The 13,231-nt window shown below is 46.1% G+C and carries 4 protein-coding genes; 2 read left to right on the top strand and 2 right to left on the bottom strand.

Annotated features, from left to right (window positions below; all coding sequences use genetic code 11):
* Positions 1–390 precede the first annotated feature (390 nt).
* Together dnaE and B5J93_RS13420 are read right to left on the bottom strand one after the other, a co-directional pair.
* The gene (gene dnaE, locus B5J93_RS02150; RefSeq protein ID WP_079324218.1) at positions 391–4,185 is read right to left on the bottom strand and encodes a DNA polymerase III subunit alpha; all 3,795 of its coding nucleotides are present in this window, start codon (positions 4,183–4,185) and stop codon (positions 391–393) included.
* 284 nt (positions 4,186–4,469) lie between these two features.
* Positions 4,470–4,634: a hypothetical protein gene (locus B5J93_RS13420; protein ID WP_158080663.1), complete on the bottom strand. Its 165-nt coding sequence runs from the start codon at positions 4,632–4,634 to the stop codon at positions 4,470–4,472.
* 412 nt (positions 4,635–5,046) lie between these two features.
* Here B5J93_RS13420 and B5J93_RS02140 point away from each other — a divergent pair, with 412 nt between their 5' ends.
* Complete coding sequence (locus B5J93_RS02140) at positions 5,047–9,330, top strand: exodeoxyribonuclease V subunit gamma (RefSeq protein ID WP_079324216.1); 4,284 nt, start codon at positions 5,047–5,049, stop codon at positions 9,328–9,330.
* Complete coding sequence (locus B5J93_RS02135) at positions 9,327–13,208, top strand: UvrD-helicase domain-containing protein (protein ID WP_079324215.1); 3,882 nt, start codon at positions 9,327–9,329, stop codon at positions 13,206–13,208. The genes B5J93_RS02140 and B5J93_RS02135 overlap by 4 nt, the downstream gene beginning before the upstream one ends.
* Positions 13,209–13,231: the final 23 nt, after the last annotated feature.

The raw sequence follows: 13,231 nt of genomic DNA, 5'->3' as shown, positions 1-13,231 counted from the left end.
TTGGAAAGAGGTCTAATATAATCCAAAAAATCGTCTTTCGATTTGTATAAACTTTTGAATATACTGAGTTTTTGTGTAAAATACGAAAGCTGTTTAAAGTGTTGAATTTTCATGGTATTATGTAAAAATGTTATCAATGCTCAATAATCTCCTTGTATATTCCCAATAAGTTATAATAAGCAAACTTTACGTTATTTACATCTTGCACACGCCCTGAAAAATACAATGTTGTGTATCTTGTATTGGGTCTAGAGGGTGGATAATCTTTTATTAACAAAGCTGTGTATTGTCAGAGATGAAGCTCAATAAATCTTAATGTGAGAAGCGAGGTGGGGCGTAAGAGCAAATCAAATCCACCCTTGATTGCAGTCCTACCTTAATTGTAAAAACTCATTTCACCACCAAATCCGACCCAAAGGTATGTCTTAGGCGGTTTAGGTTGTTATCAGATGGATACAAGCGAAAACGGTCATTCGTCAGCACTTTACAAATACTGCATTCATCGTACAAATACAGCGACACAGGCAGACAGCCGTCGGGGGTGTTGCCATTTGCGTCAATGATGGCTCCCCCGTCTTCGGTCGTTGTCTCGGATTTGATGAATCCAGCAATCTCATCGGGGTTGGGCGGAACATTCTCTTTTAGCAGACTGGTCAGTACCGACAGTCGTTCGGTGTCGTGGCTGTGCAGTTTGACGTGCAGACTGTCCAACGATTTTAGGCGAGACTCAATGATGTTCTTACCCCCTTGTAGGCGAGCGAACACCCGTCCGTCATTTTCGCTGACACTAATGCGAGCGATGAGAATCACGCCGTTTAGGTTGTTTAGCTGTTCCCAGTCTTTTTTGTCAATCTTTGCCAATGTCTGCATGTTTAGGCGTTTGGGGTTGAAGTTTTTGTCTTCTTTGGTAAGATGGGCGTATTTTTGGCTTAGGACGGCATTTAAGCTGATGTTGCTTTCAAGCAGGGGCGAGATACGTTGGTATTTGTCCATATAACAGCTAAGCTCCAAGCGACAACTGCCGTCATCTAAGGTGATGGCGACACGGTTACCAAAGTTTGCCACGTCTATCACCAGTCCTGCGACCAAGGCAAATTTGCCATAGCCCGTCTCGGACACTTCGCTTAGGTTTTTGACGTTGGTATAACGGGGCAACTCATCACGATAAGCGTCCATGGGATGACCTGTCAGATACAGTCCCAACGTGTCTTTCTCGCCACGCAGGCGAGTTTGGTCGCCCCAGATGATGTCAGGCAAGGGCGGAGCGACAGACAGCCCTTCGTCCACTTCGGCAAATAAGTCAAATGTACCTGCTTCGCTGTTTAGTCGGTTTTGGTGAGCCACTTCCATGGCTTGGGGGAGTTGCTCCCAAAGTCCGCCACGGATTTGGTAGGATAAGTTTTTGCCATGAATGTCAAGCAGTTCGGGACGTAGCACGCCTGCTAGGTCATCAAAACAGCCAGCATTGATGAGAGCTTCTAAGGCACGTTTGCCGACTTTTTTGGTGTCCACACGGTTACAAAAATCGTATAAATCCTTAAAAGCCCCTTCGCTTCTTGCCTTGACGATACTGGCAACCGCGTCTTCGCCCACGCCTTTGACTGCTCCTAGCCCATAGATGATGGTTTTGGGGTCACGAGCGACGAAGTGAAATTGGCTGTGATTGACCGATGGCGGCAGCACTTCTAGGTCAAAGTTATCCTTGCAGTCGCTGATTAAAAAGACCACGGTATCGGTATCATCCATCTCCGATGTCAGCACTGCCGCCATGAACTCGGCAGGGTAGTAATGTTTTAGATAAGCGGTTTGGTAGGCAAGCACGCCATAGGCTGCCGAGTGCGATTTGTTAAAGCCATAGCCTGCAAATTTCTCTACAAGCTCAAAAATCTTAATGGCAAGCTCACCATCCACGCCAAGCCCGATAGCCCCTTCTTCAAATATCGACCGCTGAGCTGCCATCTCTTCGGGCTTTTTCTTGCCCATGGCACGCCTTAGCATGTCCGCTCCGCCTAGGGTGTAGCCTGCTAGGGTCTGGGCGATTTGCATGACCTGCTCTTGATAGACGATGACCCCATAAGTCGACTCTAAGGCAGGTTTTAGCCAGTCGTGCTGATATTGGGGGTCAGGGTAGGCGACTTCTTGTATGCCGTGCTTGCGGTCGATAAAGTCCGACACCATCCCCGTCTCCAAAGGACCGGGGCGGTACAAGGCACACATGGCGATGACGTCTTCGATGTTGGATGGTTTTAACTGTTTTAGGTATTTTTTCATGCCCGAGCTTTCAAGCTGGAACACCGCCGTGGTGTTGCCATTTTGTAGGACATGCTCATACACCGCCGTGTCATCTAAGGGCAACTCATCTAGGTCAATGGGGTCTTTGCCTTCTCTGGCAAGGCGTTCATCGATGTTGTTAATGGCGGATTTGATGACGGTCAAGTTTCTAAGTCCCAAAAAGTCAAACTTCACCAGTCCGACTGCTTCTACGTCGTCTTTGTCGTACTGACTGACAAAATGCCCTTCATCATCGGCATAAATGGCACTAAAATCACTGATACGATTCGGGGCGATGAGTACGCCCCCTGCGTGCTTACCGACGTTACGGGTCATGCCTTCAAGTTTCTGTGCCATCTCCCAAATCTCAACCGCCTGTTCGTGGTCTTGGGTATCGGCATTGGTGAGCAAATCTTTTAATAAAGGCTCTTCTTTGACCGCGTCTTCAAGCGAGATACCGGGGGTTTTGGGGATGAGTTTAGAGATTTTATCGGCAAGACCGTATGATTTGCCCTGTACCCGTGCCACGTCTCGCACCACAGCCCTTGCCGCCATCGTACCGAAGGTGATGATTTGTGAGACCGCCATTCGCCCATAAGTATCGGCAACATAAGCGATGACACGGTCTCGCCCTTCGATGCAAAAGTCCACATCAAAGTCAGGCATGCTGACACGTTCAGGGTTTAGAAATCTCTCAAAGAGCAAATCATACCGCAAGGGGTCTAAGTCGGTGATGTTTAGGCTATACGCCACCAGTGAGCCTGCCCCCGAACCACGCCCCGGACCGACAGGCACGCCATTTTCTTTTGCCCAGCGGATGAAGTCCATCACGATGAGAAAGTAGCCTGGAAAGCCCATTTTTAAGATGATGTCCACTTCAAATTTAAGGCGTTCATCATAAGGCTTTCGCACATCCGCCCAGCTCTCATCTCGGCTCTCGGGTGGATAGAGTTTGTCTAATCGTCTGTTTAACCCATCTTCGGATGTTTTGCGGAAAAACTCTTCTTCGGTCATGCCTTCGGGTATGGGAAAGGCGGGCAAAAAGTTTTTACCAAGGGTGAGCGTGACGTTACAGCGAGAGGCGAGCAGGGCGGTGTTTTCAATGACTTGGGGGATATCAGCAAACAAAGCACTCATCTCGCTTTGGGTTTTAAAATACTGCAACTCACTATAAATACGAGGGCGTGTGGTGTCCGCCAGCACATAGCCACTGGCGATACACACACGAGCTTCATGAGCGTCAAAGTCAGTACTGGCGGTGTCTTCTTTGCCTTGACTGCGAACACTCGCGTTCATAAAACGCACGTCATTATGAGCGATGATAGGCACGCCAAATCTCGCCCCTGCCATGATGATGTCACGGTTTAGGTCGTCATCATGGACGTGGGTGCGTTTGACCGCCAGATACAGACGGTCGCCAAAGGCTTGTTGCCATGTGCCTATCGCATTCATTCCCCCACGCAAAGCGGACGTTATCTCTGAGCGGTGCGTGAGTATGGCGATAATCCCTGCGTTTTTGGCAGGGTCGAACAAATCCCGTTTTAACACAATGGGCGTGCTGACCGTCACTTTGCCGTTCTCGCCCATGGGTCGGTTAGTGTAGCTGTCTGAGACTAGGCGCAGGATGTTTTGGTAGCCGTCGTTGTTCATGGCATAGAGTATGACGCTAAAACTCTCATGTTCGGCGGTCGCACTAAAATCATCGCCCGTGATGACTTCCGTGCCAAGCAAGGGCTTGATACCAGCACCAAGGCAGGCTTTATAAAACTTGACTAGGGCAAAGGTGTTTTTAAAATCGGCAATGCCCAAGGCGGTCTGTCCGTCATCCACGGCACGTTTGACCAGCTCTTTGATTTTGACGATAGAATCAACAATGGCGTATTCGGTACGCACGCCCAAATGCACAAATGACATAAATTCGCTCTGTTTTAATTTTTAAATGGGTTTGGGCAAATAATTGGCAAAATAAAAGGTTATTGACTATATAGATGATTTTTAAAATTTAAACGGTTTTTAAAATTTTCATGTTTAACATGAGTCGTGTTTATTCATGTTATTTTGGTAAATTTGCTAGGAAAAATATATTTACAAAGATGACTGATTGATTTTAAAAAAAATTGTCATAAAGCAAACCGCCATTTTCCTGACAAATTTATTTAATTTAATTTAACACACCATCAATTTAAAACACCAACACATCACAACGCCACGGGTATGGGGTTAATCTCTTGGCTTTTTTGATAAAATCCCACGCCTAGCGACATCACAAACAGCAACACAAACACCGCCAAGACACCCAGCACGGCTTTTTTAAGATAAGGATAGCATTTGGAGCAGGCGTGTTTGAGGTCGTATTTTTTCATTATATAAATCAATGGGTTGGGGTTTGTTTTAATATACCCAAAAAACTTCAAAATTAACACACACGCAATGATGTTTGGATGTAGGGGCGTGCTGAGCACGCCTATATAGTCTGCCAACTTTGAAATAATACTGTGTCAAACTCGCTCGTAGTACTACTTGTACAACTTCGCTCGTTTTCCTTGTCTTATTTCAAATTTGTTTGACTATAACAATGACAACATTAAAGGATGTGTGGAGCTAATCTCTACAAACCCGTGGTAAATATCAGGTTTGTTAGGCATAAACTTATCAATGATTGCTAAATGGGGTTATTATAACATGGAAAATTTACCAAAATCACGGTAAAATTAAGGAAATTTTTCGGGGTCATCCCAGTCATCATCTTATCATCAATACCGAGCCGATTTGTCCATGTTTCATATCATCCAGTCCAATAACACCGACCGTCTTGTGGGTCATCTGATTGATTTTTACCAAAAAAATAACGCAGAAGATGACCTTGCCCATCTAATTTTTACCCCGTTCACCGTCATCGTGCCGTCCATGGTGTTGGGCGACTGGCTGACCAAGACCGTGGCGAGCCGTGTGGGCATTAGCACGCTGTTTACCGCTCAGTTTTGGGGTAAATACCAGTGGGACATGATGAAAACGGTGTTGGAGCTAGACGCGCAGGCACACCCCCATGACGCTCTGTCCGTGCCAGAAGTGGCAGTTTTGTCGGCGTCCATCATGCGTTGGCGGATTTTTGGCTTTGTGATGAGTGAGTTTGAAAAAAATAACCGACTGCTTGATGATACGGCTCATCCGCTTTATTTTTTGATAAAGCCTTTGTATGATGACGACACAGACACTCTGCCCGAGACTCGGCTGTGGCAGGCGTGCGATGAGTTATCACGCCTATATGTGCGGTATCTGACCCATCGCCCCGAGTGGCTTCGTGACTGGGCAAATGGCGTGTCGCTTAACGATACCGTCAAGCAGATGATGAGCGAGAAAGAACGACTGGACAAAGTCTTTGGGGCGATACAGCCGAGCGATGACAATAATAATGATAAATCTGATGACAAATCCGATAAAGCCAATGCCAGCGACATGCCTGAGTGGCTCGTTGAGCATTATCTGGATTTGGAGCGACTGCTTGGCTATCTGTGGCAACAGCTTTTTGGCGAGACCTATCGTTATCGCTTGGCATTAAAAGAGCGTTTTTGGCAGGTGCTGTCAGGCAAGCGAGACGGCACGGCTAACAATACCAATCATGCCAACCATACCAGTGGCGAATCATTGTCCATGCGTGCCATACAGGCTTTGCCCAAAGCCCTGTATCTATTTACCGTGCAACAAATCCCCAAAGTGGAGCTTGATTTTTTAAAACAGCTGTCTTTGTCTTTGGATGTGGTGCTACTACACTTTAACCCATCGATGATGTTTTGGGCGGACATCGTGGACAGACAATGGCTAAAAACCCAGCAAATCATCCGTCCGCACATGGTCTATCTTAAAGACTACGGGCATGGGTTGTTATCACGACTGGGCAAAGAGTCCCGAGACACCTTTGCCATGCTTGCCGACTTATCGGGGGGCGACAGCCACGCCACATGGCAGGTGCGTTGGCAGGATGATTTTGATGAGTCCGTGCCCAAGAGTGGTGCACTGCCGAACCTACTACAAAGCTTAAAGGCGGACATTCTCATGCTAAACCATGACAAGGACGTCCATGAGCAGGCAGGCGGACAAATCGTGGCAACCTTGCTTGATGATGAGCTATTTGCCCATGATGATATGGCAGATGATACGCTCATGCAAAAAGTCCGCCCCAAGACACCGCTTGGGCTAGACATCGGGGCGGACATGGGCAGTCTGTCCATACACGCCTGCCACAGCCTAAAACGCCAATTGGAGCTGTCTCGGCTCATGATAGCCAAATACCTCAATGATAACCCCGAGCGACGCCTTGCCGATGTGGTCGTGCTACTGCCTGATATTATCAGTAGCGAAGACATCATTCGCTCGGTGTTCCCTGACGGACGGGGGGCGGACGGTCTGACCTTGCCCATCAAAATCACAGGCACGCCCGATAAGAGCATCGATGAGCTGATGGGGGCTATCATGGGTTTTTATACCTTATTGGGAGAACCGACCAGTCGGTTTTATGCTGATGAAGTCTATGAATGGCTACTGACCCCTGCGTTATATGAGAGCTTTGGGCTGTCGTTTGATGAGATGAGACGGGGCGTGGAGCTACTAAGGCAGGCAGGGTTTAGACGGGGTTTTGATGAAAAGCACTTATCGGCGACGTTGCACGCTGATGACAGCGATTATCGCTATACGTTTAGCCATGCCTTAGACCGTTTGGTGTTGGGGCTATTGACCCCGACCAAAACCCCAAGCCGTGCCTTACATCCCTTTGTGTGGCGTGCAGGGGCGTTTGGTGAAGCAAGCCTACCGCTCATGGGCGTAAGTCTGGGCGATGAGCCTGTGGTTCATGCCTTGACCGCCATCCATGCGGGACTATCTGCCAACCGCCAACAGCTCACCGCCGTGGACAGCGTGGAGCGACTTTTGAACCACATCGAGCATGATGTCATCAACCGCTACTTTGGGTATTGGCATGACAGCGTTGCCATGCGGGCGATTTTTAACACCAAAAACGCCATGATGAGTAGCCTGCGAGCGAACCGCTATTATCATCGCCATCTGACCGTGGGACAGGAGCAGGTCGGCAGTGTAGTAAGTACTGATGAGATTCGCCTGTCGATGAAGTTCGTGTTGGAGAGTCTATCTGAGACGGTCAAGGCACAGGCGATTAGTGCCGAGCCATCAGAAGTCATTACCTTTGCCCGCTTTGGGGCGGTGCGGAGTATTCCTTTTGGCATGACGGTCATGCTGGACATGAATTTGGCGTCCTTTCCACGCCAAGACAGGGCGGTGCGACTCGATTTGATGCGTGCAGGGGTGCGACGACTGGGCGACCGCTATAACGAAGATGATGATAATGGGGCGTTTTTGGATGCCTTGCTATGTACCAAAGATGCGTGTGTGATTTTTTATCAAGGGCTAAGCAGTGACGGCAAAACCAAGCTGTTGCCTGCGTCTGTTGTCGGCGAGCTGATAGAATTTTTAAAAACCGAAGCCCAGTGGCGGACTGACGGCATGGATGATTGGCAGGCAGGTGCAGGGATAGAGACAGATGGCATGGATGATGACATTACCACACTCATCAATCAGCTCATGCCTACCCTAGTCGAAGATTATCTCATCACTTACCATAGCCCGACATTCTTTGACAAGGCGGTGTATTATCATGATGACCATCAGATGACCCCTACTGATGACGTGGCAGGACAGCTCAAAGCACACCTAACAGCGAGACTGACCGCCCTAAAACACCGCCAAAAACAAGCCCTGCCCCCGCCGCAGCTGTGGCAGGACATCCGCCACACCCTAGACAGCCCAGTCTCCACACCACAGCCATCATCGCTCATCATGGATGATACGGCAGTGCAAAAGTTGGCAGACTGGCTTGGGCAGTCTTTGGCTTGTTCAGATGATAAGGCACTTGCCCGTCATATCAAGGCGATGTGCGAGCATTATGAGCTGACTTTGCCGACACACATGCAGGCAGGCGAGCTTATTGGTCGCTTTAAAAACCTAAGCAAAACCTACTTACATGACAAAGTCAAGATAGACAAAGAACGCACCCCTGATGAGCAAAACGAGCCGTTGAGCTTAGACTCATTGGCCAATTATCACATGAATGAGCTGTTCATCCGTGGGGCACAGTTTGGGCTGTTTGACACGCAGACGGGCGATGAGTCATTTCGGCAGGTGCTAGACACCATGAGTAGGGCAAGCGACCATCGCCATAATGACGCCATCTTTGCCATGCAGTCGCTGTATTATGGCGACCGACTGCCAGCAGGGCAGTTACGCTTATCCACGCCTGATGAGTATTTTACCGAGCTTAAAGACGACCTTGGCGAGTTTAGTAATACGCTAGATACACTCAAACAGGATGAGCGTTATGCCATGGCATTAGGTGTGATGGGCGGTTTGCTAAGCACCACTTCTGAGCAAAGTGTCCCGCTCATCTGTGATGACATCCACATTGACATCACCGTCAGTCTGCCGACCGATGACCCATCTGGCACACCTGACTCATCTTGGCGAACCATCTTGCCAAACTCTGCCCGAGCTGAGCATTTATTCCGTTTTTTTGTTCATCATCTGTTATGGCAGGTGACGGGCGATGATGATAAATTTAGCTTGTGGCAATACCGCAAGGCAGGTGGGGACACTCATCTGACAGGGCGGACATTTGCCATCGGGGGCATTGACACACGCACCGCCAAAGCCTATATCCTAAACCTAATCGTATTGGCACAGCTTGCCAAACGTGAGTTGATTGTCATGACGCACCGAGACGCTTTGGCATACATCGCCCGCAGTCAGACAGATGATGCAAAAATCACGCCTAAGCTGTTTGAAAAATGGACAGGAAAACCCAGCAATAATGATGATAGGATTTATGAAACCGACAGTCGCCATGAGACATGGCAGTTGGCATTACAAGGGGCTGACCCCTACAAAGCCTTGACGACGTATCTACCCTTGGCGTTGCCACTGTATCAGCTGATGTTTGGCTCGCTGATTGCCATTGACAAATTAAATAAAAAAAGTGATAAGGATAATACATGACAAATCTGACCGACATCCCTGCCATTGCTTGCACACTTAGTAATGGCTATTTGATAGAAGCGTCCGCAGGCACGGGCAAGACATGGACATTGACCGGCATTATTTTACGGCTATTGATAGAGAAAAAATACGCCCCCGAGCGTATTATTGCCACGACCTTCACACGAGCGTCCGCCAGCGAAATGCAAGAGCGGATACAGGCTCGTATCAGTAGTTTTTATCGCTATGTCTCTTGGCTAAACGGGCAAAAGGCGGCTCATGCTCACTGGTTTTATCACGCCCAAGACACGGACAGCGATACCGCCAGAGACATCAATGAGACATGGGGACAGATAGTAGAGCAGGCAGGCGTGGCAGGCATTGCCGACCATGATGACCCGATTAATGAGTATTTGATAAAACAGCTCATCACAGACAGCGACCCCAATGCCCTGACGTTGGCGATTCGGCGGTGTTCACTCCTGCTTGCGACGTTGGATAAGCTGTTTGTGGGGACACTAGACAGCCTTGCCCAAAAGTGGCTCAAAGAATTTGCCGACCAAATCGGCTATCAGATGAATACCGAGCTTAGCACGAGCAGCAATGAGCTAACCTGTGCTCTCATTCATGACGCCCTACGCCGTGAGCATGTGCGAGTGGCTCAGTTGCCACTGTATGCACTCATTGACAAGGCGGTGTTTAGCGATATAGGTTCGGCACATCAAGTGGTTACCGTGGCACTTAATTTCTATGACGCTCCCATCGATACCATGGCAAGTGTGGATGACTATTTGGCGATGTTGGATAAACGGTTGATGTCTGTCTTTGAGATTATATCGGTCTTTGAGCCGTTTTATGAGCTTGATTATATGCTGGCATTTGGGTTTAAAAATGTCGGTATAGCCATCAAAGAATTTGGGCGTTTAAAAAACATCATGGAAATGATAAAAATCCATCATTTAGATTTTGTGAATCATGTCAGTGATGAAGATAAAAGTTTTTTGGATAAGTTAGAAGATATTAAAAAAGAAACAAATTTTAAAAAAGGCTTTGAAAATAACAAACAAGCCTTTCTTGCTTTGCCGTTGGATAAATTATTAATCATCCGTGAAACAGTAACTGCCATCAAGGAAATTGCTGATTATTATAAATCCCATTTATATCAGACCATTGCCAAGGACGTGCGGGTATTATTAAAAAGCACCTTAGAACGTCAGCACAAAAGCACCTTTACTTTTCAAATGGTGCGACTCATCGAAGCCTTAGAGCATAGCCCTGAGCTGGCAAGGCACATTCGCCATCATTATCCTGTGGCACTCATTGATGAATCCCAAGACATTAATGGACTGCAAAAACGCTTAATAGAGCTTGTTTATTTGGATTATTTTAAAGAAAGGCGAGACAAAGGCAAATCTAGCGCGGGATTTTTATTATTGGTTGGCGACCCCAAGCAGGCGATTTATCGTTTTCGGGGCGGGGATGTTGCCAATTATAACAGCATTAAACATTATGGACAGACCGATATATTACCGCCTTTATTAAACAGCAAGCTGACACTCACGACCAACCGCCGTTCTAATAGCGAGTTAATCGACAGTTTAAATCATTGGTTCGCTCATCAAGATAACGTTCATAATCCTGCTTATCTGGGCGACGGCATTTATTATCAGTCCATCACCGCTCACAAAGAGCAAAGTTTATTATCATGGCAATATTTGAATAAGCCAGCATTGCCTGATTATTTGGGGCATAAGCCATTAACATTATTGCATTTGCCTTATAAAAAAGATGATGACAATAAAAAGTTGGATAAATACCAATATATCGCCCATCATATTAATAGCTTATTGCAAGGCGGACATACCCTTGATGATAAAAAAATCAAACCTGATGACATTGCGGTATTGGCACGCACCAAAAAAGATTTGGCACAACTAAAAAAACAGTTGGATAAATTGGGTATTCCATCGATTTCGCCCAATGACATTAATGTTTTTACCACAGAGTCGGCAAAAGATTTATATGCTCTGCTCACTGCCATGATAAACCAAGAGCGAGAGATTTTAGGACGACTTTTTATTACCCAATTATTTGGTTATGAGTTAAGAGAGGTTACTGATTTATTAAATGATGAACAAGTCGCCCAGTCCGTTGTTTTTTATTTAAAAGAATGCCATCAGCGGTTTTTAAAATATGGCATTGCCAGTGCTTTGACTTATGCTTTATTACACCATCCGTTATCCGATGATAATCTGTGGCAAACATCTGCTAAGGCAGGCGAGCGATATTTGGCGGATTTGTGGCAACTGACCGAACTGATAGGGCGAGAATATACCCATCAGGATAATAACGAGATAAAACTCATGAATTGGCTCGCCGATAAAATGACAGGGCAAGATGATAATGAAGACTATCAGCAGATGATATTGCCAAGCGAGTCGGGCGTGAATCTCATGACCATTCACAAATCAAAAGGTTTGGAATTTCCCATTGTCTATGTCATGAATTTAGATGACCCTGCCATAAGTAAGAACCACAAAGACATGTTTTATGCTTATAGTGATAAGCAATATAACCGCCGTATATCGCCCATCAAAGATAAAATGGCTCATAACGAGATAATAAGCAATTATTATAAAACCAAACAAAACCAAGAATTGCTTGATGAGCGTTTGCGAGTGGGTTATGTGGCATTGACCCGAGCGTCAGAGCAGACTTTTGTGGTCGGGCAGGATTTATATAGTGCTGGTCAAATAGATGAGCGACCATTGTTTTTATGGTTCGATTGTAAACAGAAAGATATCATATTGCCCGAGCGACTGACAGATAAAGTGGACGTTATTGATTTGGCAAAATCAGAACAGCTGATAACCGATAACTATCAAGGCGATGATGTGGTATTGACCCCGATACATTATCAGCCATGGCAGGCGGTATTTGCCAAAGCGTATTTTTATGGGGTGTCCAAGACCAGTGCCACGGCATTGATGAGTGTGTTTAATAAACCATCAGTGATGGATGATGATAATGCCATCGATGATGAGATAGCCATCATTCCACAAATGGCGACAATCACAGATGATATTATCTCTTATCCTGAGAATGACATTCGCCCATTATTTGAAAAAGGCGTGAATGCAGGAACGTTTTTACATCATTTATTACAATTTATCGACCCCAATGATAAAAATAACATCAGCAGTCGCATTGATGATGAGATTCGCCAATTAAACTTTGCTCATGCTTATCACAGCACTCATGGCGACATATCGCATGAGTCAAATGATGAATTAGCTAATGAATTGGCTAATCAGGCTCTATTAAACCATCATCAAGCATTGATAGAATGGCTGTATGACATTAGTCACACACCATTTTTATCATCAAAGATAAGTTTGAGTGCATTAGCTCCTAGTCGCCTTGCCAAAGAAATGTCTTTTACCCTAAGATTGACCGAGTCATTTAATATCAATGAGCTAAATGAGATATTTAAAACGCACAGCGACAAAGAGATAATACTTACCGAGCAAAACCCATCTGCTTATTATAAATATCTCAATGGCGAGATAGATTTGGTTTATGAACATCAAGGCAAGTTTTATGTTGTGGATTATAAATCCAACTTTATCGGCGAGAGCTTGTCGCATTATCGCCATGATTCATTAGAATCCGCCATGAACAAAGCAGGCTATTGGCTCCAAGCGTGCGTGTATCAAGTGGCATTGCACCGTTTATTAAAATTACGCATAAAAGATTATGTCGGGCGTGAAGAGCAGTATTTGGGAGCGGTGGAATTTGTTTTTTTGCGGGGCGTGGATAAGCATGATCCAAATTTGGGGCATATTGCTTGGCAAGTGCCATTACCGCTTATTTATGCGTTGGATAAATTATTTGGTTAAGTTTTTATATTTGATTAAATGAT

Origin of the sequence: Moraxella equi (assembly GCF_002027555.1) — a bacterium.
GTDB lineage: Bacteria > Pseudomonadota > Gammaproteobacteria > Pseudomonadales > Moraxellaceae > Moraxella > Moraxella equi.
Note: the sequence above shows the minus strand (reverse complement) of the source record. Positions and strands in the feature narration are given on the sequence as shown.

Bases quoted from the DNA above. Each gene is read 5' to 3' on its own strand.
- dnaE (WP_079324218.1), bottom strand. From the start codon at position 4,185: ATGTCATTTGTGCATTTGGGCGTGCGTACCGAATACGCCATTGTTGAT.
- B5J93_RS13420 (WP_158080663.1), bottom strand. From the start codon at position 4,634: ATGAAAAAATACGACCTCAAACACGCCTGCTCCAAATGCTATCCTTAT.
- B5J93_RS02140 (WP_079324216.1), top strand. From the start codon at position 5,047: ATGTTTCATATCATCCAGTCCAATAACACCGACCGTCTTGTGGGTCAT.
- B5J93_RS02135 (WP_079324215.1), top strand. From the start codon at position 9,327: ATGACAAATCTGACCGACATCCCTGCCATTGCTTGCACACTTAGTAAT.